This window comes from Nocardia sp. NPDC050412, assembly GCF_044458825.1.
In the GTDB taxonomy this organism is placed as follows: domain Bacteria; phylum Actinomycetota; class Actinomycetes; order Mycobacteriales; family Mycobacteriaceae; genus Nocardia.
Genome location: NZ_JBITIJ010000019.1, coordinates 106,919 through 130,517, shown reverse-complemented (window position 1 = coordinate 130,517; position 23,599 = coordinate 106,919). Strand labels below are relative to the sequence as shown.

Here is a 23,599-nt window from a genome sequence, read left to right as displayed (position 1 = left end):
ACGTATGCGTCGTACTCCGGATCCTGGACCTCATCTGCCGCGTTCGCGTCCCCGCTCGTGCGGAAAGTCGCAGTGGCACTGCGGAATTCGTCAACGGTCGACCATGGTCCCGGTCAACGTGAATTCGGCAGCACGGTAAGGCTTTCGAATTACTGGTCGCGGAGTCTGCGGTGGTAGATCTCGCGTACGGCCGCGTCGGGATGGGCGTAAGCCGTTGTGGCGCCGGTTAATTTGGCGACGCCCAGCTGGGCGCGGTAGGGCAGCAGTTGGGCTGACTTGATGATGGCGGCGAGGCGGCGAGGCACTGTCACCAGTGGTTTGTCCTGCTGTACCGATTTCACGATCGCCTGCGCGACGTCCTCCGGATCCACCGTGGTCAGCGGTGTAATCCAAGCCGGCATATCGGCACCGGCGGACAATTCGGTGCGCACGATGCCGGGCAGCACCGCGCCGACATGTATGCCGTGCTCCTTCATCTCCAGATGCAGCGCCGAGGTGAACCCGACCACCGCGTGCTTGGTCGCACAGTAGGTGGCCAGCCCTGGAAAGCCCTGTGTCCCAGCCAAAGACGCGATATTGATGAGATGTCCGCTGCCGCGGTCCATGAATCGCCCGACGGCCAGGCGCGATCCGTGGATGACGCCGTTGAGGTTGATATCGATGATCCGCTCGGTCATCGCCTCGTCCTCGTCGGCGAATAATCCGGTCGGCATGATGCCCGCATTGTTGACCAGCACATCCAGCGGGCCGAGTTCCTTGTCCACGCTGTCGAGGAAGGCGGCGAAGGAAGCCTTGTCCGTGACGTTCAGCGGTAGGCCGATGATCTTGGCCTCCGGGTCCGCGCCCAACTCCGCCGCCGTCTTGGCCACCAGTTCGACATCGATATCGCCGATCGCGACCGCGGCCCCCGCCGCGAGAAATGCCTCGGCGCTCGCGCGTCCGATGCCGCGCGCGCCTCCGGTGATCGCGACAACCTTGCCGGTGAGCGCCCCGTCGCCCTTCGATGTGCTGGACATTTCCTCGGCCTCCTGCGGTCCTGTGAGTATGGCCGGTCAGCGCGGCGCGCCGTCGGCGGCAATACCACCAGTGTTGAGGTTCGCGCCCGGATCGTCGGCGGATTCGGAATCGGGCCCGAGATGATTGCCCGGCTCGGCGCCCCAGCGCCGAGGGCACTCCGACCTTCTCAGACGGCCTCAGTAGCCTGTTTCTCGCGGGTATCACCCGCGACCACCAGGCTCATCGGAGAGAGCGAATGACGGAACGGATCGAGGGCACCGCAGCAGGCGGACACGACGGCTCCGGCGTGGAGCTGGATAAGGCTGCCGAGACGAAGGCTGCCGAGACGAAGGCTGCCGAGACGAAGGCTGCCGAGACGAAGGCGTCCGAGACGAAGGCCGACAAGTCCGGACAGCCGTCGGATCGGAAGTCGGGAACCGTGTCGATTCGCATCTCCACCGTCGTCCGCGGCGCGGTAATCGGCGCATTGGTGATCGCGGTCGCCGTGCTGAGCGGTTTTCTCGTCTCGGCCCGCGGTGATCTCGCCGATCGAAAAGATCGAGAAGCCGCGGATAAGAAGGCCGAGCAGGTGGCCACCGAATACGCGGTCGGCGCGGCCACCGTCAATTATCAGGACATACCGTCATGGATGGCCGAGCTGAAGGCGAATACCGTTGCGCAACTGGCGAATAAGTTCGATGCGACCGCGCCCGAGCTCGAACAGATTCTGGTTCCGTTGAAGTGGACCTCCACCGCCGCGCCGATTACCGCAAAGGTGATGTCGGAGCAAGGCGGTACTACAAAGTCGATGTGTTCGTAAATGTGAGTTCGACGAATGCGCAGAGGCCGGAGGGCGCGCAGACAACAGTGACCTACAACGTCACGCTGGATAAGAGCTCGGACTGGAAGATCACCGATGTGGGCGGTGTCGACGGCGCACTGCCGGTGAAGTAGCGCCGCGAGGAGTTTCGACGGTTGAATCTATAAGTTCGCCACCGAGATCGGCGTTGCCGAACATAAACGCGCCGCCGCCGGAGAAATCCGGCGGCGGCGCGCTCAGGTTTGCGGGGTCGAGATCAGCCAGCGATACCGGCGAGCTCGCGCTTCTTCGCCTCGCGGGCGAGCATGCGGTCGCGCTGCTCTTCGAACTTGATGACGTCCTGGCTCAGCTTCTCCAGGAACAGTCCCAGCCGTTCGCGCACGGCGTCGCCGCGTGCGGTGAAATCGGTGCGTTCGAAGATGTTCCACTTCTTGAGCACAGGCTGCACCACCTCTTCGAGGTGCTGGCGCAGGTCGTAGATGCCGTGCTTGGCCATCAGTACCCCGTTGCGGCGGAAGTTGGGCATGCCGGCGCCGGGCATCTGGAAGTTCTCCAGGATCAGCGTGATCGCCTCGATCGCCTGGTCGGGGGACAGATCCAGGGCCGCGCCGCACATGTTGCGGTAGAAGATCATGTGCAGGTTCTCGTCGGCCGCGACGCGCTGCAGCATGCGGTCGGCGATCGGGTCGTCACAGACCCGGCCGGTATTGCGGTGGCTGACCCGGGTGGCCAGCTCTTGGAAGGTCACGTACGCGACCGAGTGCAGGAAGCCCGCATCGGCCTCGGTCGGCGAAGCGAATCCATTGGTCATGTGGACCATGCGCGCCTCTTCGAGCGCGACGGGATCGACGCCACGGGTCACCACGAGGTAGTCGCGCATGACGATGCCGTGGCGGTTCTCCTCGGCGGTCCAGCGGCCCACCCAGGTGCCCCAGGCGCCGTCCTGCGAGAAGTTCTCGGCGATCTCGCGGTGGTAGGAGGGCAGATTGTCTTCGGTGAGCAGATTCGTGATCATGGCCGCCTTCGCGACCTCGTTCAGTCGGGACTGCTCAGGGTCCCAGTCGACCCCGCCGAGTGCCGCGAAGTTGCGGCCCTCATCCCACGGGACATAGTCGTGCGGATGCCATTCCTTTGCCAGGGAGAGGTGCCGGTTGACGTTTTCTTCGGCAACCGGCTCCAACTCCGTGAGCAGCTCGAGTTGAGTCAGATCCCTTGCCATATACAAGCCCTTCATGTGTGTGCTCTTGCTGGTCAGTTCCCCGGGGTAGACCGTGTGCCGATGCGGCCATACCTTACGGCACCGTAGGTGTGATGCGAAACGCATCTGGCTGACAAATAAGACCTCGTGATAGAGGTCATATGCCGACGTCGGCGTTCGACAACCACACCGAGTGTAGGGGCTCGGCCCGCAGCAAGGGGTCTATCGCTAGGCGCCGAGAGTCGTTAGCCCAACGTGCTGTAACGCACAAAGCCGCAGGTATCGCCATCGCGATCGTTCAGCGCTCGTCGCCGAAGAGTCCGTCGAGGCGATTCCGGAGTGCACCACCTGCGCTCTCGGCCAACGCTTCTCCGATCGCGCCGTCGATGCCACCTGGACTCTTGCCGCTGCCGCCGAGCAGACCGCCGAGTATGTCCGCGCTGCCGCCGCCGAACTGCGTCTGTGGTGTGCGCCACTGCTCACCGGATAGGCCATCGCGATCGAGCCGGCGGAAACTTGGCGACCAGATCGTTGCCGCCGGTGCTCTCCATCGGGCCGAGCGTTGATCCAGCGCGCCGACCGTCGAGGCCGCACGACCGGGCCGGTAATCCGCCGAGGAATGTCGGCAATGCCGCCTTCAGCGCATTCGTGGTGCTGGCTTGGTCGATTTGTCGGCGATCTGTCCGATGGGAACCTCGAGAGCAAATCAGCGAGGGAAGTCACTTGTTGCCGAGGGATACCCGGTGGGCGGGGTCGCGTTCGCGGTATCAGAAAGCCAGCGCTGGAATGTGATGTTTCATGGCCGCAGCCGATGCGGGTCGCGAGTTCGGAAGGACCGGAAATGACTCAGGCGTCCGGTATGGAAACCGGACGCCTGACAAGGTGCCCCCAGTAGGGCTCGAACCTACGACCTGCGGATTAAAAGTCCGTAGCTCTACCAACTGAGCTATAGGGGCGCGGATGGACAGTGTAGTGGGCCCGGCGCGGATCGAGTAACCGGGGGCGGGGCGCGTCGGTCGGAAGCTTGCTTCGGTTCGCTCGGGGTTGTCGGGTGCCGGGGCCGAGTCGCGCTGGCGCGCCGGGTAACACGATGCCCGCGGGCAGCGATGCTGCCGGTAAACATTTGGTACCCAGCTTTGTTCATTCCTACCGTGCCGGGCTACCATCCAATCATGTTGCGTACCAATCTCTTTGGATTTGCGGGAGGTGTAGGGTCAGTGCTCGGGGGGACGCAGCGAGGCGGCTGGCCGGTGTCGCGCGGTCGGCGCCGTGGTGACCGGGCCGCTGGTCGGCTCGGATGAACAATGCTGCGTCGCTGTCGAATTCGGAAATCCGAGGCATCACTTTGCTCGATTGCGTGAAGTTTGCCGTAACAGATATCCGTGTGTTTGGGCCGCTGGAGTCTACGGTTTGCCGCGTGTCGGATGGTGTTTCCGGGTACCGTGACGCCTTGGTGAATTACGGAAGAATCGTCGACTTACCCGGCGATCCGGAATTCGGCTTATCGTTGGTGTGCCCGAACGTGTCGCGGCCGGTACGACCGAACGCGACTTCCTACGAGTCGACGCCGGGGGAGGCAGATCCGAGACGAAGTAATGCCCAGGTGCGCACCCCCTGCGGCGCACCTGGGCAAGAAAACTATACCAGCTGGTGTGTTTCAGGATTTTCGCAAGTTTTCGTACCGAAAGTTTGAAACGGGGCGAAATCCCGGTTTGAAGTATTGATAAAACTCATAACTTCGCGCCAATGGTCCGTTCTTTTGGGGCACCGATTTGGCGACGAGTAGGCTTCGGAGGCGTTTCGAGCATGGCACGGCAGCAAGAGCGGGCCCGCCGGACACGCGCGGCGATAATCAGGTCCGCCGCCGTTGAGTTCGGGAAGAGCGGCTATGCCGCTGCATCGCTCAACCGCATTTTGGAAGGTTCACGCGCCACCAAGGGCGCTATGTACTTTCATTTCGATTCCAAGGAAGATCTCGCGCGCGCGGTACTCGAGACCGCGGTCGACCGATACCGCACCTCGGCCGAGCGTTGGCTTGCCAGAACGGATCTCGGTCCACTCGACGTCCTGCACGGGATGGTCGACGAGGTGGCATTGCGACTCGAGCACGACATCATCGTGCAGGCCGAATTCCGATTGATCATCGAACCGGACTTCTATCGCGATGTGCAGACCGGCGGCGGTCGGATACTCGGCCGCGCCACCAGAGCGCTCGCGGTCCGAGCCATCGATCAGGGGCAGCTGCGCGCCGACGCCGACCCGGACCGCTTCACCCGCACCATTTCCGCGGCCCTGGCCGGCCAGCGCTATCTGATCGATATCCTCGGCAACGGGGTCGATCTGCGGACCCGGTTCCAGGAGGCGCTCGAGGTCGTGGTCGAGGCGATGGCCACCCCGGAATGGGCCGAGAAGTTCCGCAACGACGGCTGGCGCGCACAGGCCCGACTCGAAGAGCTCGGTTTGGGAGCCTGAACAGCCGATTTGGGAAACGCGGCCGATCTGTCATAAGCTATCCCAGCTCCCAACGGACACCCGTTGAAGCCGGTCCGGAGAAATCCGGGGCGAGCCCCCTTCGTCTAGCGGCCTAGGACGCCGCCCTTTCAAGGCGGTAGCGCGGGTTCGAATCCCGTAGGGGGTACGGTCTTCGGATCGTTGGAAGCAACGCAAGGCCCTGTGGCGCAGTTGGTTAGCGCGCCGCCCTGTCACGGCGGAGGTCGCGGGTTCGAGTCCCGTCAGGGTCGCAAAATAAGCGCCGGAGCAATCCGGCGTTTCGCGTATGGCATTCACCACGGGTGCCTGCGGCCAGGTAGCTCAGTTGGTACGAGCGTCCGCCTGAAAAGCGGAAGGTCGCCGGTTCGATCCCGGCCCTGGCCACCCGCAGACCCGCGGACTCTGCGCGCAGAAAGCGCGCGCCGAGTCTGCGGGTTCAGTGTTTTGTGGGGTGCGATCCTCACGCCCCGCTCGGCGGCCTCTCGCCCCGCGAACCCCAAGTCCGTCCTGGTGTGCCGTGGCTTGGCTGTGGCCGTTTTCCGGTGTTGCGCTACTCGAGTTCGGCCTCTCGTAGAAGTGGCGTCCTGTGGTCGTGGCCGCTTTCACGGCATGACCTTGTTTCGGCTGTGGCGCTGTCCAGTGCCGCTGGTCGGTGTGCGTCCTGTGGGCGTGGTCGTTTCTTGGTGTGAGCTTGTCTCGGTGTGGTGCTGCCCAGGTGTCGTTGTCGGTCGATGTGCGTCCTGTGGGCGTGATCGCTTCTCAGGTGAGTTGTTTCGAGGGGGGTCTGCCCGGGCGGTCGTTGCTCGCGTGTGGTGTTTTCCGTCGGGTTACCGGGTGTGCTTTCTCGGGTGCGGCGATCTCTCGTGCCCACAGGAGGCGGATCCGGAGAAGGAGCGGATCTCAGGCATTGGGGCGGAAATTGGGGGCTTGGTGATCATGGTGGTGGGATGCTGGGGGGATGGCGGAGAAGTGGTATTACTGCTTGAAGCATCAGCGGGCCGAGAGTGGGAAGCAGTGTTGGTTTCGGGATCGGATGGGGCCGTATCCGGATCAGACCACTGCTGAGCGGGCGTTGGAGATCGTGCATGCGCGCAATGCCCGGGAAGATGCTCGGGACCGGGATTGGCGCCATGGCGATAAGTGAGCCGGCGTCAGGGGTGGTGTGCGGCAACTGATTTCGGTGCGGATCCGGGGATACTCGGCGGGGTGGGTGCGGTGATTTGCGAGGTAGTCGGCAGGTCGCGGGTATTCGGGTGATGGCGGGAGCGTGCGGGCGCTCAGGTGGTCTTCAGTTCGATCAAGTACGGTTCTTGGCAATCAGACGAGTGCTCCGGGTCCTGTCGTGGGTCTGCGGGCTGGAACAGGTGAGCAGGGAGGGCGACCCTTGAGGGTTACCGTTGTTGTGCCGACCTACAACGAGCGGGAGAATCTGCCGGTTGCGGTGGAGCGGCTGACGGCGCTGCTGGTGCCCGATCTGCATGTGCTCGTGGTGGATGACAATTCGCCGGACGGGACCGGTGAGATCGCCGACAAGCTGGCGGTTGAGCTGCCGAATGTCGTGGGCGTACTGCACCGCACCGAAAAGGACGGATTAGGCCGCGCCTACGTGGCCGGGATCACCCGGGCATTGGACGAGGGCGCCGATGTGGTGATCCAGATGGACGCCGACCTGTCACATCCGGCCGAGGTCATTCCGGCCATGCTGGAGAAGCTGAGCACCACCGATGCCGGTGTCGTGCTCGGCTCCCGCTACGTGCCCGGCGGGTCGACCGCCGAGGAGTGGAAGTGGTACCGCAAGGCGCTGTCCGCGTGGGCCAACTTCTACGTGAACCTGATCCTGCGTCTGAGCGTGAAGGACGCGACCGCCGGATTCAAGGCGTGGAAGGCTGACACGCTGCGCGCCATCGACGTGGCCTCGATCCGCAGCAACGGATACTCGTTTCAGGTCGAGATGAACTATCGGACCGTCAAGAAGGGCATCACGATCGCGGAGGTGCCCATCCGGTTCGAGGAGCGCACCCTCGGCGCCTCGAAGATGAGCCTCAAGGTCCAGCTGGAATCCGCCCTTATGCCGTGGAAGCTACTGTTCGGCCGCTCGGTCTGACACATTCCCGACGATGACCGGGCATCCGCACTCCAGTCGGGCATCCGTACTCCAGTCGGGCATCCGCACTCCAACCGGGCATCCGCACTCCAACCGGGCATCCGCACTCCAACCGGGCACCCGTCCGCCAAATATCGGGCACCCGATCGCCTGCCGGACATCTGTGTACGGAGTACCGCGGTATACGGGGGTGCACGGTGAAGGCGCCCGGCGGCGACATCAGCGGTCCGGCTGTGGCCAGTTCAGCAGGGTGTCGGTGTACAGCTGACGAACGGCTTCGACATTGTCGTCCATATCGCTGGGGTCCCAGCTGCTGACGTCGATCGGGTCGAGTATGGCCACATCGACGGTGCCCTTGCGCGCGACCATCGAGTTGCGCCAGTTGACTTCACCAGCATTGCGGATCACCACCGGGATCACCGGCACCCCGGCCTGAATCGCGATATGGAAGGCCCCCTTCTTGAACGGGCCGATTCTCGGCGTATACGACCGGGTGCCTTCGGGTGAGACCGCGATCGACAGCCCGCCGCGCAGCGTATGCACCACCGGCGCGAGCGCCGCCTTGGCCTGCGTGGTGTTCGCACGGTCGATGAAGGTCACCCCGACGAACCGCATCAGCGGACCGAAGATCGGATTCTTCGTCAGCTCCTTCTTGCCGATTCCGGTGACCCCGCCTGCGAGCACCTTGGGCACGATGATCACGTCGAACTGGCTCTGATGGTTGAACAGGAAGACGGCGGGCCGTGGCGCGCGGGCGTTTTCCGCACCGCTCACGCGCAGCCGGATACCGGTTGTGCCGAGCGTCGCACCGGTTCCGTAGGCCATCAGCGCATCGGCCATCTTCCGGCGCTGGCGCGTATACGACTTGCTCAGCACACCGAACAATGCCCCGGCCAGTAGTCCGGCGAATCCGGCGACGGTGCGCAGATAGTCGATCGCGCGCGGTGGTCGGCGCGGACGGAACCTCAGTACGGGCCAATTCTGTTCGACGGCGGCGGTGCCGAGCTGGCGATCGGGATTCACCGTCACCGGATGTCCGACCACCGAGAGCAGCGGCAGATCGGCGATGCTGTCGGCGTAGACATAGCTGTGGGTGATATCCAACACATGCGCTGCGGCGAATTCGCGAACCGCGTCGGCCTTGCCATTGCGCCACAGGGTCTTTCCGTCTGCGTAACCGGTGAGCACACCGTCGGTTGTCGCCATCCGCGTGTACAGCACGTGCTCGATACCGAGTTCGGCCGCGGCGGGTTCGACCTGGAATCGGGTGAGTGCGGTGGCGAGCACAACGGTGTGTCCGGCTGCCTCGTGCGTCCGGATCAGCTGCCACGCTTCGGGATACAGATGCCCGTAGATCTTTTTCCGGAACAGCCGCGTGCCCAACTCGTCCAGCTCGGCTTCCGGTTGGGCGGCCAGTGTCCGCATCGCCTGCTGGAGGAACCGGCTGTATTCGCCATCGGTGAGTTGGTTGCGGATGCTGTCGAGCAGGGTGTCTGCGGCGGTTGCGCCCTTATTGCTCCGAAATGTCCGCCGCCACAGCGACGACCGCCCGAAACCATCCACAACAGTGGCGAAGTCGAAGACCGCGGCCACCTGCGGGCCCTGCGGCCCGGATCGAATCGCGGCGATGGCCGCCGCGAGATCCGTTGGGACCGCGGGGCTCTGTTCAGCCATCAGGCGCCCCGTACCGAAATATTGGACGGGTCGAGTGCGGCGGCCTGGGAGATGCGGGTTGCGATGATGCGCAGCTGGCCGGCGAATTCTTTTCTGCGCCGGACCAATTCGGCCCTCGGCTTGGCCGAGTCGTGACTCACGTGGGCCAACAACCCGTGGTTATCCGCGAGTTTGAGTGCGCTGGAGAACAATTCGGTGGAGACCGATTCCGGACTGTGCAGTCGCTGCTGCAGCAGCATCTGCCTACCGACGGCGACGCATTCGTCGATGAACTCCTTGCGATCGATCTCCTCGGCGCTGTCGCGGGCCTCGAGCCGCTCGGCCACGACGAGTTGCGCGTCGACGAACGCGCGCAACGCGCGATGGGCCATCATGAATCCGGATGCGGTGAGTTTGTGCAGAATATCCTCGCCGAGGGTGTCCGCCGCGGTGTGTTGGTGCCAATCCGGGTCCACCAGTAGCATTTCCGCGGTCATCTGCGCCGAGAACTCGGCCCGCTCCGGGAAGAAGAATTCGAACTTCAGCAGATCGCGCAGTCGGAAGGCCTCGTCCCAGCCCGCCCGCAGTTGATCCGGCGCCTGCATTTCCAAGGCGCACAGGATGGACAATTCGAGTATGGCGCGGTTGATGAACCAGTGCACCGCGCTATTGCGATAGAACGCGGCCTCCAGATGCGCACCCGATTCGATCGAGTACACCGGTTCCAGCCCGCCGCGATACACCGTCACGACCCTGGCCAGCGACAATTGCTCGAGTACCACCGCGAGACTCTGCTCGTCGCGCAACGCCGCCAGCTCGCCGCTCGGCAACCCGCGCTGTTCGATGTACCGCAGCACGGGCGCCAGCACGGTACGCACTTCGCCGAGGGTGAGCGCACGCTCGTGCACACCCAGTAGCGCCAACGTGACCAGCGCGTTGACCGTGACCGGGGTGACCGTATTGATACCGACGGCGACCTCGAAGGCCAACCGCTGTACGGCCTTTCGCTCCAGTTCGGCGACCTGCGCCGACTCGGCGACATTGTTCGGCGCGGTGCCCGCCGCTTCGGTGCGGTGCAGCGGGATGATCGTCGGCGGCGGGGTGAGCGGATCCCCGTATGCGGCAAGGCGATCGCGTGCCGAGAGCGGTTCGCCGAATCGCACATAGACGTGTCCGGCCGAATGCTGTTGGCTGCGTACATAACGCGCCAGCCAGGCCAGCCCCTCGGGCTTCTTCTTCCCGCCGACCTGTTCGGTGGCGATGGCGCCGAGTTCGTTCAGGCGCTCATAGGTGATCGAGACCGGGACGAGCATGACATCGTCGATCCGATTCGAACGGACCGCGGCGGCAAGGTAATTCAGCAATCCGTAGCGCGGCGGGCGTAGCTTGCCGGTGCGGGTGCGGCCGCCCTCGAAGTACCACTCCATATTGAATCGCTTGGCCAGCAGGTAGGCGAAGTACTCCTCGACCACCGCCTTGTAGACGTCGTCGTCACCGAAGCTGCGCCGGATGAAGACCGCGCCGGTGCGGCGGGCGATCGGCCCCATCGGCCAGAAGCTCAGATTCGCGCCGCCGATCACATGATTCGGTGGAAAGTCATTGCGGGCCAGCACGTCACCGAGGACCAACGCATCGACATAGGACCGGTGCGAGGGCAGGAAGACCAGGGGATGGTTCCGGTTCAACGCGCGCAACCCGTCCAGGCCGGAGTCGTCGGAGTCGACCTTCCAGGTCGAGGCATGGATCGGGCGCATTGCCTGGGTGAACAGATCCGAGACCAACCGGCTCTGGGCGGCGACGAGCTCGTTCAGCGCCTTCTCCGCCCGTCGGTACACCTCATGCGGACTCATGCCGAGCTGATCGGCGATGAGTTCGAGCCTGCGCAGGAACTCGGGGGAGTCGAGGATCTCCTCGGCCACCAGCCGCGGCACCTTGTACCGGTCGCCGATGATGGAACGTTCAGCGCGTTCCAGAGCGACGACCGCGGCGCGCACGATAGCGCGGGCGAACGGCTCGGCGGAGCCCTTCATGAGCAGCGCCGCCGCCTCCGGGTTATTGGCGCGCAGTTCGCTGAGCAGTGCTGGCTGGCCGGTGAGCACCACGTGACGGTCCGGTGATTTGCCGATCAACCGGCGTTGCGCGAACCGGTTCGGCTTGCGCGGATTGGTCAGCAGGGCCAAGTCGGCGAAGGTGATGCGGCGGACCCCGTCGCGTTCCGCCGGCAGCCACAGCACCCGGATCGGCACGACCAGCGGATCGTCGCGCCGTCCGACGAGTCGATCGCCGATCGCATCCGCATCCAGATCCAACTGGGTAATGGGTGCGTCGACGCCGAGTTCGTGTTCGACGCCGCCCTCGGCCAGCCAGGCGCCGACGAGTTCGCGTTCCACGCGGGAGCCCGCATCGATCAGTGCCACCACGGAGTCGGGTGCTGCCGCTCGAGCCGGAGCGGGCGAATCCCCGCGATGATCGATCATGACTCCTATTGAAGCCCGCCAGTGGATTCCGCGCAGGAACTCCGGCGGGCGAGTTGGGCATCAGGCCCCGACACGGCGTTTGCGATCGCGCGCGATCGTGATCGCGAACTAGGCTGCGCGCATGGATTGGGCGTTACGCGCGTGCGGCTGGCACGGCCATTACACCTATGCGCCGGACGAGCAGGATCTGGCGGAGCGGCTGCATGTTCAGACGGTGGCCGGTGTCGCGTGGCGGTGTCTGCGCTGTGGCACTTTCGTGCCCGGCGAACCGGTGGGCTCCGGACCCGCCGACCATGCGCCGGAGGTGCCGCGCGGACGACTGCTGCGGGACCGCTGGCTGATGCGGGCATTGGCGATCGAGCGGTTGGTGCGAGGTTTGCTGTTGGTGGTCGCCGCGCTCGCCGTCTTCAAATTCCAGTCCTCGCGCGAGGATATGCGGGCGGCCTTCGACCAGGAACTGCCGCTGCTGCGGCCGCTGGCCGATCAGATCGGCTGGGATATCGACCGATCCAAGATCGTGCATCTGATCGATGACGCGTTCTCGCTGTCGAATACCACTTTGCTGTGGGTGGCCATCGGCATCCTCGCCTATGCGGCGCTGCAGGCGATCGAGGCGGTCGGGCTGTGGTTGGTGAAGCGCTGGGGTGAGTATTTTGCTGTGGTCGCGACCAGCATCTTCCTGCCGTTGGAGATCTACGAGCTGACCGAGAAGATCACCGTGCTGCGCATCGGGGCGCTGCTGATCAATATCGTCGCGGTGGTCTGGCTGGTCTACAGCAAGCGGTTGTTCGGAGTGCGGGGTGGCGGGGCCGCGTACCACGCAGAGCACAGCACGGAGAGTTTGCTGAGCGTCGAGCGGTCGGCGGTCGCAGTGCCCGGGGAGTAGCCGTTCGCTGTGGTCTGGAGCACAGTAGCGACCTATGCAGGTAATGCTAACCTTACTTTTCTGAGTTAGGTCAGCATAACCTTGGAGGATCGTTGTCGACCACGGAGCGCTCGCGCGTTGAGTATGTGACCGATCCGGCGGCAGCGATGTCCCGGCTGGCGGCGGCCGAGCGCTTCGGCGAATACGTGATGTACGAACGGCCCGGCGAATGGGTATTCGCCGCGGATCCGCTCGGCAGCGTCGAACTCGACGCCAACGAACTACGCGTGTCCTGGGATGGGCGCGGCGCCACCAGTGTCTGGAAGGGCAGCCCGGCACGCGTCGTCGACAACGCGCTCGCCACGCTGCCGCTCGGCGGGCGCCTGGCCTACGGCTGGATCGGATTCGAATTCTGCGCATGGGCATTGGATGCGACGCGGCATCTGCATCCGCGTACCGCACTGGCCCATCTGATGATTCCGCGCATCGAGGTGCGTGTCGGCGAGTTCGGCGTCCGGATTTCCGGGGCGACACCGACCGAGGCCAATGACATTCGCGATCTCATCGCCGCATCCCAGGAAACCGAACTGCCGCAGGCGCATCCGGTCGACGTGCATCTCGATCCGACCGGATATCGCGATCGGGTCGCCGAGGCGGTCGCGGAAATCCGTTCCGGCCGCTATCAGAAGGTCATCCTGTCCAGGAAGGTCGATCTGCCGTTCGCGGTGGATGTCCCGGCCAGTTATCGGCTCGGCCGCGCCAACAACACTCCGGCGCGCTCGTTCCTGCTTCGCCTCGGTGGACTCGAGGCCGCCGGATTCAGTCCCGAGTTGGTCGCCTCCGTCGACGAGGATCGGGTGGTCACCACCGAGCCGCTCGCCGGTACACGCGCCTTCGGACTCGGCGAAGCGATCGATATGGCGGCTCGCGCTGAGCTCATCACCGATCCCAAAGAAATCGTGGAGCACGCGATTTCGGTGCAGACCTCCTTCGCCGAGATCACCGAGGTGGCCGATCCCGGCACGCCCGCGGTCTCCGATTTCATGGCGGTTCGCGAACGTGGCAGCGTGCAGCACCTGGCCTCGACGGTGCGCGGGCGGCTCGCGGCAGATCGTTCCAGTTGGGATGCGCTGGAGGTTTTGTTCCCGTCGGTTACAGCGTCCGGTATTCCGAAGCGTGCGGGTGTCGATTCGGTATTCCGTCTCGACGGTGCGCCGCGTGGTCTGTATTCCGGTGCCGTGGTGACGATTTCGCCGAGCGGTGCGATGGAGGCGGCGCTGGTGCTGCGGGCGGTGTACCAGACCACCCAGGGTGCGTGGCTGCGGGCCGGTGCGGGCATTGTCGGGCAGTCGCGGCCGGAGCGCGAATTCGAGGAGACCTGCGAAAAGCTGGGCAGTGTCGCGCCCTACGTGGTCAAGGCCTAGCAAATTCAGACCCATCAAGGTCGGCCCCCGTTCCGAATCATCTGCTGGGGCAACCCGGTTATCCGGGGTTCGGATCGGGGGTGGCGATATCGGACTCGCGCCACCCCCGACCGTTCCGGTCAGCCTCGGCTGGTGCGTAAGGCCTTCTTATCGATCTTGCCGACGGCGGTGATCGGCAGTTCGTCGGCCTGGCGGAGCAGGTCCGGGAGTTTGTAGGTCGCCAGGCCACGGTCGGTGAGGAAGGACTTCAGCTCGGCCAAGGTCGGCATCTCACCGTCGACAACCAGGACGGCGCAGACCTTTTCACCCAGCGCGGCATCGGGGAAGCCGACGGCTGCCGCATGCCGGACCGACGGGTGGGCGAGCAGATGTTCCTCGAGTTCATCGCAGGAGATGTTCTCGCCGCCGCGGTTGATGACGTCCTTGATACGGCCGGAGACGATCAGATGGCCGCTCGGCAGTCGGCGCACGAGATCGCCGGAGCAGTAGTAGCCGTCGGTGGTGAAGGCGCGGGCGTTGTGTTCGGGCGCGCGGTAGTAGCCGCGGATTGTGTAGGGCCCCTTGGCGAGCAGTTCGCCCTCTTCGCCCGGAGCGACATCGTTGCCCTCGGCATCCACGACCCGCACCTCGTCGGCAGGCGAGAGCGGACGGCCCTGGGTGGTGCAGACGATATCGGCGCTGTCGTCGAGGCGGGTGTAGTTGAGCAGGCCCTCGGCCATACCGAAGACCTGTTGCAATTGCACGCCCAGCGCGGGCGCGACCTCGCGGGCGTTCACCGCGGCCAGCCGTGCGCCGCCGACCTGGAGTAGACGAAGTGAGCCGAGGTCGGCGTCCTCCCATTCGGTTGCCGCGCACCAGAGTTGGGCCAGCGGCGGCACGACTGCGGTGACGGTGACGCGATGTCGTTCGATGGCGACGAAGGCGCTTTCCGGGCTCGGATCGGTGATGAAGGTGACGGCCGCGCCGACCGAGACGGTGCCCAAGATGCCGGGGCAGGCGAGAGGGAAGTTATGTGCGGCGGGCAGTGTCGCGAGGTAGACGTCGTGTTCGGTCAGCCCGCAGACCTCGGCGCTTGCGGTGGCGTTGTAGACGTAGTCGTCGTGGGTGCGCGCGATGAGCTTCGGCAGGCCGGTAGTGCCGCCGGAGACCAGCATCAGCGCGATATCGCTCGGATCGATTTCGGGCAGTGAACCACCGTCGCGGGGAATCGAATTCAGATCGGTGAAGGTTCCCGGATCGCCGAGTATCAGAACGTGGTGCAGGGTGGGCACGGCCGAACGGAGAGTTTCGGCCAGTTCGCGGTAGTCGAAGTCACCGAGCCGGTCCGCCGCGATGTACGCGACAGCCTCGGAAAGTCCGGCCAGATGCTCGATTTCGGCGCGGCGATGGGCGGGCAGGGTCAGCACCGGAATGATTCCGGCGCGTAGCAATCCGAACAGGACCGTCAGGAACTCCGGCACATTCGGCAGTTGTACTACCACCCGATCGCCCGGCGCGATGCCGAGTGCGAGCAATCCGTGGGCCATTCGGTCGGCTTCGGCATCCACCCACGCGTAGGTGCGCGCGTTGTCGGCATCGAGCAGTGCGGTGCGGTGCGGGTGCCGGGTCGCGGTCGCGCGCAGCAGGTCGCCGAGTGGGCGGCCGGTCCAGTAACCGGCCGCGCGATAGGTAGCGGCGTCGGTGGCGGGGAAGGGGACGTAGCCGTCGTGATGGGTGGGCGAGGTGGATGTCGAAGTCACGGTCTGCCTCACTGGAAGATCTGCTGCCCGATTAAGGGTCTCATAACATAGGTTAGGCAACCCTATCTCAATGCGGTAGGCTACCGCCGAGCAGTCTCGATCCGCCGGATGCGGCGGCGACCAAGGAGTGACAGCGCCAGATGGAGCCAGCACAGCGACCGGGGGACGGGGCGGGGATCAGCCGGGACGAAATTCGCGCGGCCATCGCGAGGCAGCTCGACGTTCCCGTCGAGACGATCGCCGATGGCGATGATCTGATCCAGCTCGGACTGGACTCCATTCGCACCATGAAGTTGGCGGGCGGCTGGCGCAAGTATGGGCTGGAGATCAACTTCGCGCAGTTGGCGGCGGCGCCGTCGGTCGCGGAGTGGGCGCGGTTGCTCGGTGTCGACGAATCCGTCACGACGGTCCAACCCGGACGGGTCGAAAACGTAGATCCCGAGGATGAATTCGCGCCCTTCCCGTTGGGGGCGATGCAGCACGCCTATTGGGTTGGTCGCTGTGAGGAACAGGATCTCGGCGGTGTCGCCGCACACCTGTATGTCGAATTCGACGGTGCCGAGGTCGATCCCGAACGATTGGCGGGGGCGGTGACGGATCTCGTTGCGGTGCATCCGATGCTGCGAACCAGGTTCCTTCCCGACGGCACCCAGCAGACCATTCTCAACCCGGGTCGGCCCGTGTTCTCGGTCGTCGATCTACGCGCGCTTACTTCCGCGGCGGCTGCGGCCGAGCTCGAGCGATTGCGCGACAGCAAGACTCATCAGCGGCTGTCCATCGAGGACGGCCAGGTGCTCGATGTGACACTGAGCCTACTTGCCGACGGTCGCACCCGGCTGCATCTCGATGTCGACATGATCGCGGGTGACGCGATGAGCTATCGCGTCCTCGTCGCCGACCTCGCTGAGCTCTACCACGGCGGCACGGTGCCGCCGCAGGGCTACAGCTATCGCCGCTATCGCACCGAGCGCACGGTGGATTCCGTTGCCAGGGAACGCGATAAGCAGTGGTGGCGCGATCGGCTGCCGGAGCTGCCCGGCGCACCGGAACTGCCGACCATTCCGGTCAGCGAACGCGCCGAGCCGCATCGCACCGTCCGCTACAACCACTGGTTGGAGCCGGAAGCCAAGCAGCGGCTGCTCGCCGCCGCGCATACCCGCGGCATTACACCGGCAATGGCACTGGCCGCGGTATTCGCCGAGACCATCGGCGGCTGGTCGGCGCAGAGCCGCTTCCTGCTGAATGTGCCACTGTTCCACCGGGAACCGGTGCATCCGGATATCGACCGGGTGATCGGTGATTTCACCTCCTCGATCATGCTGGAGGTGGATGTCACCGACAACGTGACGGTCGCCGAGCGGGCCAAGGCACTGCAGCGTGCGATGCACGAAAGCGGTGCACACACCGCGTATTCCGGACTCGAAGTGCTGCGCGATCTCGGCAGACAGCGCGGCGAGCCGGTGCTCGCGCCGATCGTTTACACCAGCGCGCTCAACCTGGGCGAGTTGTTCGCCGCCTCGGTCACCGAGACGTTCGGCGAGCCGGTGTGGATCATCTCGCAAGGCCCGCAGGTGCTGTTGGACGCGCAGGTCACCGAGGTGCGCGGTGGGCTGCTGCTGAACTGGGACGTGCGCGAATCGGCGTTCCCCGCGGGCATGATCGACGCCATGTTCGCCAGCTACACCGAGGCCATCAGCAGGCTGGGAGCGGGCGAAGCGGGCTGGAGCGCCGAGGCCGCCGTACAGCTGCCGGTCGCCCAGGCCGCCGTGCGCGCCGCGGTGAACGCGACCGACGGCCCGGTCTCCGGACGAGCGCTGCACCAGGGTTTCTTCGACCATGCCCGCAGCGCACCCGAAGCACCCGCGGTGCTGTGGCGGCGCGACGGCGTGGACGGCGGCTGGAGCTACGGCGAACTGGCCGCACAAGCGCTCTCGGTCGCGGCCGCGCTACGCGAGATCGGGGTCCGGCCCGGCGAAACCGTCGCGGTACAGCTGCCGAAGGGACCGGATCAGATCCTCGCCGTACTCGGTGTGCTCGCGGCGGGTGCCGCGTATGTGCCCATCGGTTTCGATCAACCGGTCGGGCGACGCGCGGAGATCCTGCGCACCGGCGACGTGGTCGCCGCGCTAACCGTCGACGGCGGCGATATGGGCCGCCCGGATATCACCTGTCTGCCGCTGTGGGCGGCGCGTACCCATCCGAATCCATTGGCCGAGCCGGTGTTTCCGGATCCGGAGTCGATCGCCTATGTGCTGTTCACCTCCGGCTCAACCGGTGTCCCGAAGGGCGTCGATGTGCCGCACCGCGGTGCGATGAACACCATCGACGCGGTGAACGAGTGGTTCGAGGTCGGCCCGACCGACCGGGTACTCGGACTGTCCGCGCTGGAATTCGACGCTTCCGTCTACGACATGTTCGGCATGTTCGCCGTCGGCGGCTCGGTCGTCGCGCTGTCGGCCGCGCAGCGCGAGGAGGCCACCAGTTGGGTGGAATTGCTGGCCCACCACCGGGTTTCGATCCTCAACTGCGTGCCGAGCATGCTCGATATGATCCTGGAGATCGGCGGGGACCACCTGGGCGCTTCGTTGCGCGCGGTCACCCTCGGCGGCGACTGGGTCGGCGCGGATCTGGCGCGGCGGCTGGCGAAGCAGGTGCCCGGCTGCCGGTTCTCCGGATTGGGCGGTGCCACCGAAACCTCCATCCACAACACCATTTGCGAGGTCGCCGACCCACCCGGGTATTGGGCCACCGTCCCGTTCGGTGTGCCGCTGCGCAATGTGCGCTGCCGCGTGGTGAATTCGGCTGGCCGCGACTGCCCGGACTGGGTGCCCGGCGAATTCTGGGTCGGCGGTGCGAATGTCGCGGCCGGTTATCGCAACGATCCGGAGCGCACCGCGCAACGGTTCGTCGTGCACGACGATCTGCGCTGGTACCGCACCGGTGATATGGCGCGCTACTGGCCCGACGGCACCATCGAATTCCTCGGTCGCGCCGACCATCAGGTGCAGATCCGCGGCTACCGGGTGGAATTGGGCGAGGTGGAAAGCGGACTGCGCACCGCACCGGGTGTGCGGCACGCGGTGGCCGCCGTGGTCGGCACGGGTGCGCCGAAGTTGGTCGCGGCGGTCTCGGGCGAGGTTGCCTCCGTCGAGGCGATTGTCACCGCGGTTCGAGATCTGTTGCCCGGCTACATGATTCCCACTCGCATCGAGATCCTCGAGCAGATGCCGTTGACCGATAACGGCAAGCTGGATCGGCGCGCGGTGGTTGCGCTGTTGGAACCCGATACGGCCGAAGCGGTGGACGTAGGCCCGCGCACGCCGCTGGAGGCCGCGCTGGGCACCATCGTCGCCGAAGTGCTCGGTACCGATCGCATCGGCGTGCACGACGATTTCTTCGGTGCGGGCGGTGACTCGGTGCTGGCCACCACGGCCGTCGCCAGGATCCGCGAATGGCTGGAGGTGGAGCATGCGCTGGTCGCCGATCTGCTGGTCGGCCGGACGGTGGCCGGGTTGGCGGGGCGTCTGGTGGAGCGGGAGACCAGCCGCGGTACGCCCGACCGCCTGGATGCCGTCGCCGAGTTGTACTTGGAGGTGCTGGCCATGACCGACGAGGAGATCCTCGCCCAGGCGTGAGCCGCGCACACTAGACTTGGCGATCATGAGCCATTGGGATACCTCGAACATTCCCGATCAGAGTGGCCGCACGATCATCGTCACCGGCGCGAATAGCGGGCTGGGGGCGGTGACGGCGCGTGCGCTGGCCGGGGCGGGTGCGCAGGTGGTCCTGGCCTGTCGGAATGTGGCCAAGGGCGAGAAGGTGGCAGGGGAGATCGGTGCGCGGGCCGAGGTGCGCGAACTCGATCTCGCGGATCTGGCCTCGGTGCGTGCGTTCGCCGATGCGGTCGACCGGGCCGACGTACTGATCAATAACGCGGGCGTAATGGCGGTGCCGCAGCGACGGACCGCCGACGGCTTCGAAATGCAAGTCGGCACAAACCATCTCGGTCACTTCGCGCTGACCGGGCTGCTGCTGGAAAAGATCTCGGACCGGGTGGTTACGGTCTCGAGCAGTGCGCACCGGGCCGGCAAGATCGATCTGGACGATCTGAACTGGGAGCGCCGCAAGTACCAGCGCTGGTCGGCCTACGGTCAGGCGAAGTTGGCCAACCTGATGTTCGCTTATGAGCTGCAGCGCAGGTTGACCGCGGCGGGTTCGTCGAAGATTTCGGTGGCCGCGCATCCCGGTTATGCCGCAACGGAACTGCAGTCGCACACCGAATCCATCCTGGACACGGTCATGGCGCTGGGCAACCGGCTGTTGGCCCAAAGCGCCGAAATGGGTGCGTTGCCGGAGATCTACGCGGCTACCGAGCAGGTCGAGCCGGGCGCGTTCTATGGTCCCGACGGATGGGGCGCCATGCGCGGCTACCCGGGGCTGTCCGGTTCCACCGCGGCATCCAAGGACGAGCAGGTCGCGCGCGGCCTGTGGGAGCTGTCGGAGAAGCTGACCGGCGTTGTCTACGCATTCGGCAAGTAGCCGAATCCATTGTGGCGCAGGTCGACTCGGTTCGACCTCTACTGACCAGGGTGTCGTCATTCAAGTGCCCCAGGCTGCGGTCTCGTGATGTGGGTCACATTCGGGGATGTCACACTCGGATGGGCCGCGTCGTCCTCTCTGTGAACCCAACCGAATGGAAAGGCAGAGATCATGGAACAGCGCTTCAACCTCTACGCCAACCCGGTCGCCGGCAGCTACGTCAAGCGCCTCATCACCGCGGGCAAGGTCGTCGACGGATCGTCCCTGCCCGCCGCCACCTACGAGCTGGTCAAGATCCGCGCCAGCCAGATCAACGGCTGCGGCATGTGCGTCGATATGCACACCAAGGATGCCGCGCACGCGGGTGAGACCGCCGTGCGACTCAACCTCGTCGCCGCATGGCACGAGGCCACCGTCTTCACCGAGGCCGAGCGTGCCGCTCTCGCCCTCACCGAAGAGGCCACCCGCATCGGTGACGGCCGCGGCGTCAGCGACGAGACCTGGGAGCAGGTGCGCAAGCACTACGACGACGATCAGACCGCGGCGCTCATCGCGGCCATCGCCACGATCAACGCGTGGAACCGGATGAATGTGATCGTCCGCACCCCGGCCGGTGGTTACGTCCCCGGTCAGTTGGGGTGAGCTGCGGCACGAAAATCGGCCCTGCGGTTACCTCGGGATAGTCCCTGGTACAGTCACCGTCGTGCAGCGCGTCTATTTCTGGTTTAGCAAGCCGGCCCCGGGTGGGTCGGTCTGCGGCAACCATTTGCGCTGACCTCACCTCCACCCCGAGCCGGATGATTGACCGGCTCGACGGGTTTCACCTCCGTGGGTCGGCCTTGAAGTAAAGGAACCCACAAACGATGACTACCGCAGCCGACGCCGACGCGCGGCATGCCCACCCGTCGCCCGACCACCACCCCTCATCGAATCGCTCCGCGATGCTGTTCGGTTTGGACGACCAACGCACGCTGAGTGTGAGCCCGTTGCGCTCACCGGCCGAGGTGCGTCAGGTGCACCGGATCACCGATGCCCTGGCCGATGTGGTCCGAGCCGGTCGCAAAGCCACCGTCGACGTGCTCGATGGTGCCGACGATCGGCTGATGGTGATCGTCGGACCGTGTTCGGTCCATGATCCGGCCGCCGCGCTGGATTACGCACGTCGCTTAGCCGCCAAGGCGGCCGAGCTGGACGATCGGCTGCACGTCGTGATGCGGGTGTACTTCGAGAAGCCGCGCACCACCCTGGGCTGGAAGGGTCTGATCAACGATCCGCACCTGGACGGCTCCTTCGACGTCAATACCGGCCTCGGCATCGGCCGCAAGGTACTGGTCGATATCACCGCTCTCGGCCTGCCGGTGGCCTGTGAATTCCTCGACCCGATCACCCCGCAGTACATCGCGGATCTGGTCTCCTACGGCGCCATCGGCGCGCGCACCGCGGCCAGCCAGGTGCACCGCCAGCTCAGCAGCGCACTGTCCATGCCGGTCGGGATCAAGAACGGCACCGACGGCGATGTGCAGGTGGCCGTCGACGGTGTGCGGGCCGCCGCGGCCAGCCACGTATTCCCCGGCACAGATCTGGACGGCCGCTCGGCGCTGATCCGCACCACCGGAAATCCGGACTGCCATGTGATCCTGCGGGGCGGCAGCACCGGCCCGAACTACGACGCCGCCTCGGTCCGCGAGGCCTGCATGCGCTTGGAGAAGGCATCGCTTCCGCAGCGGATCGTGGTGGATGCCAGCCACGGCAACAGCAATAAGGATCACAACAAGCAGGTCGATGTGGTCACCGATATCGCGGGCCGGTTGGCCGCCGGTGAGCCGGGGGTGGTCGGGGTGATGTTGGAGAGCTTCCTCGTCGCGGGCCGCCAGGATCTGACCCTCGGGCACGCCGACGCCTTGACCTACGGTCAGTCCATCACCGATGCCTGCATCGATTGGGAGACCACGGCCGCCCAGCTCGATCGCCTCGCCGACGCGGTGCAGCGGCGCCGCGATCGCTGATACCCGAGCCTGTCGCCCCGGTGAAAGCCGGGGCGCGGCTACGGATTTCGGCGCGGTTTCGCGACAACGCCGAGGATACCGCCGGAGCAGACGGTGGCGCCGTCGAAGCCCGCGGTGGCCAGATAATCGATGAGATGTCCGGGCGCGGGCTTGGGACCGGCGCTGGAAGGTCCGCCCGGCTGTCCGTATCCGTAGAACAGAAACAGTGTGCCGTCGGGCGCGAGGACCTGCCGTATCAGTGCTAGTTCGGCGGTGGGCCGCTTGGTCCAGAACAGATTCACGTTGACGGCGACAATCTTGTCGAAGCCGCAGGCCGGTCCGATTTCGGCGAGTACCCGGGCCCGGTCGAGCTGTTCCAATCCGGCGTGCAACAGGTGGACCTTGCCGCATTTGATCAGTGCGGCATGGCGTTTTGCCGCACGGGCGATGGCCGTCGGGGAACGGTCCACGCCGACGATCCGACCGCCGTCCAGCCGTGCGGCCAGGTACGCGATCGAGTCGCTGGAGCCGGGACCGATCTCCAGGATCCGGTCGTCGGGCCGCAGGTGCATGGTTTCGGCGATCCACTCGAATCGGGCATCGGCCGCCATATTCGTAATCTACGACTGTTGCGCCGCGCCGGTCGGCGGTTCGGGCCCACTCGTCTCCCGACCGCCACCCTCATCGAATCGCTACGCGATGCCGAATATCCCGGTCGGCCAATCGGGTGCCGGGCCGGGCGGGTCTGTCGCCAGTCGTCCGGCCAGCCAGGTATCGCGGCGGCTGCCGCGCTGCATGCTGCCGAGTCGCGCCATGCCCTCGTAGCGAAAACCATTGCGGCGGACCACCGCGGCCGAGGCGTGATTGCCGACGAAGGCGCGCCAGCTGATCCGGCTCAGCCCCAATCCTGCGGGCTGGAAACCGAATTCGCACACCAGGGCGACCGCACGCGACATCAGTCCGCGTCCGCGTTGCGCGGAGGCCAACCAGAAACCGATCTCCGATGCCGACTCGTCGCGCGCGTTGAGATCGATCATGCCGACGACCGGCCCATCGGCGCGCGTGCGCAGCGCCCAGATCGGGCTGCGGGTGGCCCAGCCCGGCGCGACCATATCGTCGAGGAAGGATTCGGCATTCTTGCGGTGATACGGCACCGGAATCGTCACCCACTCGGCAATGCTGGGCTCCTGGCAGCATGCGACGATATCGTCGATATCGGCCTCGGTCGGCCGCGACAACCAGATGGTTGTGTCCGATAGCGGATGATCCTCCATATGAGCATGGTGTCATGACCGGCTCGTCGGGCCTA

Annotated in this window: 17 protein-coding genes and 4 tRNA genes; 13 read left to right on the top strand and 8 right to left on the bottom strand. The window is 65.5% G+C overall.

The window, feature by feature from the left end:
* Nucleotides 1–149 precede the first annotated feature (149 nt).
* Nucleotides 150–1,016: an SDR family oxidoreductase gene (locus tag ACIBI6_RS36125; protein WP_364347034.1), complete on the bottom strand. Its 867-nt coding sequence runs from the start codon at nt 1,014–1,016 to the stop codon at nt 150–152.
* Between the two features lie 236 nt (nt 1,017–1,252).
* On the opposite strand from ACIBI6_RS36125, the gene ACIBI6_RS36120 reads away from it, so the two are divergent.
* A complete protein-coding gene (locus ACIBI6_RS36120) occupies nt 1,253–1,816 on the top strand; it encodes a hypothetical protein (RefSeq protein ID WP_396959436.1) in 564 nt (187 codons plus the stop codon).
* Nucleotides 1,817–1,818: 2 nt separating this feature from the next.
* Complete coding sequence (locus ACIBI6_RS36115) at nt 1,819–1,950, top strand: hypothetical protein (RefSeq protein WP_396959434.1); 132 nt, start codon at nt 1,819–1,821, stop codon at nt 1,948–1,950.
* Nucleotides 1,951–2,072: 122 nt separating this feature from the next.
* Here the strand turns inward: ACIBI6_RS36115 and ACIBI6_RS36110 are convergent, their stop codons facing one another.
* Nucleotides 2,073–3,035, bottom strand: coding sequence for an acyl-ACP desaturase (locus ACIBI6_RS36110; protein ID WP_364347040.1), 963 nt, complete (start codon nt 3,033–3,035; stop codon nt 2,073–2,075).
* 862 nt (nt 3,036–3,897) lie between these two features.
* A tRNA-Lys gene (locus tag ACIBI6_RS36105) sits at nt 3,898–3,970 on the bottom strand.
* A gap of 850 nt (nt 3,971–4,820) precedes the next feature.
* Here ACIBI6_RS36105 and ACIBI6_RS36100 point away from each other — a divergent pair.
* The 5 genes from ACIBI6_RS36100 to ACIBI6_RS36080 all read left to right on the top strand — a co-directional run bounded on the left by ACIBI6_RS36100 (nt 4,821) and on the right by ACIBI6_RS36080 (nt 7,608).
* Nucleotides 4,821–5,486, top strand: a complete 666-nt coding sequence (locus ACIBI6_RS36100; protein ID WP_364347042.1) for a TetR/AcrR family transcriptional regulator — start codon at nt 4,821–4,823, stop codon at nt 5,484–5,486.
* A 93-nt stretch (nt 5,487–5,579) separates the two neighbouring features.
* A tRNA-Glu gene (locus ACIBI6_RS36095) sits at nt 5,580–5,652 on the top strand.
* Nucleotides 5,653–5,681: 29 nt separating this feature from the next.
* Nucleotides 5,682–5,755 (top strand) — tRNA-Asp (locus tag ACIBI6_RS36090).
* Nucleotides 5,756–5,814: 59 nt separating this feature from the next.
* A tRNA-Phe gene (locus ACIBI6_RS36085) sits at nt 5,815–5,888 on the top strand.
* A 1,000-nt stretch (nt 5,889–6,888) separates the two neighbouring features.
* Nucleotides 6,889–7,608 (top strand): polyprenol monophosphomannose synthase, encoded by a 720-nt coding sequence (locus tag ACIBI6_RS36080; protein WP_364347044.1) that lies wholly within the window; start codon nt 6,889–6,891, stop codon nt 7,606–7,608.
* A gap of 219 nt (nt 7,609–7,827) precedes the next feature.
* Here ACIBI6_RS36080 and ACIBI6_RS36075 read toward each other — a convergent pair whose 3' ends face one another.
* Nucleotides 7,828–9,282 carry an HAD-IB family hydrolase gene (locus tag ACIBI6_RS36075; protein WP_396959431.1) on the bottom strand — a complete coding sequence of 485 codons (1,455 nt, stop codon included), beginning with the start codon at nt 9,280–9,282 and terminating at the stop codon, nt 7,828–7,830.
* The gene (locus ACIBI6_RS36070; RefSeq protein ID WP_364347048.1) at nt 9,282–11,738 is read right to left on the bottom strand and encodes a glycerol-3-phosphate 1-O-acyltransferase; all 2,457 of its coding nucleotides are present in this window, start codon (nt 11,736–11,738) and stop codon (nt 9,282–9,284) included. The genes ACIBI6_RS36075 and ACIBI6_RS36070 overlap by 1 nt, the downstream gene beginning before the upstream one ends.
* Nucleotides 11,739–11,859: 121 nt before the next feature.
* Between ACIBI6_RS36070 and ACIBI6_RS36065 the strand changes: the two genes are divergently transcribed.
* Together ACIBI6_RS36065 and ACIBI6_RS36060 are read left to right on the top strand one after the other, a co-directional pair.
* Nucleotides 11,860–12,624, top strand: a complete 765-nt coding sequence (locus tag ACIBI6_RS36065) for a DUF2127 domain-containing protein (RefSeq protein WP_364347050.1) — start codon at nt 11,860–11,862, stop codon at nt 12,622–12,624.
* A 92-nt stretch (nt 12,625–12,716) separates the two neighbouring features.
* Complete coding sequence (locus tag ACIBI6_RS36060) at nt 12,717–14,027, top strand: salicylate synthase (RefSeq protein WP_396959428.1); 1,311 nt, start codon at nt 12,717–12,719, stop codon at nt 14,025–14,027.
* A gap of 119 nt (nt 14,028–14,146) precedes the next feature.
* Here ACIBI6_RS36060 and ACIBI6_RS36055 read toward each other — a convergent pair whose 3' ends face one another.
* Nucleotides 14,147–15,766: a (2,3-dihydroxybenzoyl)adenylate synthase gene (locus ACIBI6_RS36055; protein WP_396959426.1), complete on the bottom strand. Its 1,620-nt coding sequence runs from the start codon at nt 15,764–15,766 to the stop codon at nt 14,147–14,149.
* Between the two features lie 140 nt (nt 15,767–15,906).
* On the opposite strand from ACIBI6_RS36055, the gene ACIBI6_RS36050 reads away from it, so the two are divergent.
* From ACIBI6_RS36050 to ACIBI6_RS36035, 4 genes are all read left to right on the top strand, one after another.
* The gene (locus ACIBI6_RS36050) at nt 15,907–19,401 is read left to right on the top strand and encodes an amino acid adenylation domain-containing protein (RefSeq protein WP_396959424.1); all 3,495 of its coding nucleotides are present in this window, start codon (nt 15,907–15,909) and stop codon (nt 19,399–19,401) included.
* A gap of 25 nt (nt 19,402–19,426) precedes the next feature.
* A complete protein-coding gene (locus ACIBI6_RS36045; protein ID WP_364347059.1) occupies nt 19,427–20,305 on the top strand; it encodes an oxidoreductase in 879 nt (292 codons plus the stop codon).
* Between the two features lie 171 nt (nt 20,306–20,476).
* Nucleotides 20,477–20,947, top strand: coding sequence for a carboxymuconolactone decarboxylase family protein (locus tag ACIBI6_RS36040; RefSeq protein ID WP_364347061.1), 471 nt, complete (start codon nt 20,477–20,479; stop codon nt 20,945–20,947).
* Nucleotides 20,948–21,168: 221 nt separating this feature from the next.
* Nucleotides 21,169–22,311, top strand: coding sequence for a 3-deoxy-7-phosphoheptulonate synthase (locus ACIBI6_RS36035; protein WP_396959421.1), 1,143 nt, complete (start codon nt 21,169–21,171; stop codon nt 22,309–22,311).
* A gap of 38 nt (nt 22,312–22,349) precedes the next feature.
* Here the strand turns inward: ACIBI6_RS36035 and ACIBI6_RS36030 are convergent, their stop codons facing one another.
* Nucleotides 22,350–22,901 (bottom strand): class I SAM-dependent methyltransferase, encoded by a 552-nt coding sequence (locus ACIBI6_RS36030; RefSeq protein ID WP_396959419.1) that lies wholly within the window; start codon nt 22,899–22,901, stop codon nt 22,350–22,352.
* Between the two features lie 81 nt (nt 22,902–22,982).
* Nucleotides 22,983–23,564 carry a GNAT family N-acetyltransferase gene (locus ACIBI6_RS36025; RefSeq protein WP_364347065.1) on the bottom strand — a complete coding sequence of 194 codons (582 nt, stop codon included), beginning with the start codon at nt 23,562–23,564 and terminating at the stop codon, nt 22,983–22,985.
* Between the last annotated feature and the right edge of the window lie 35 nt (nt 23,565–23,599).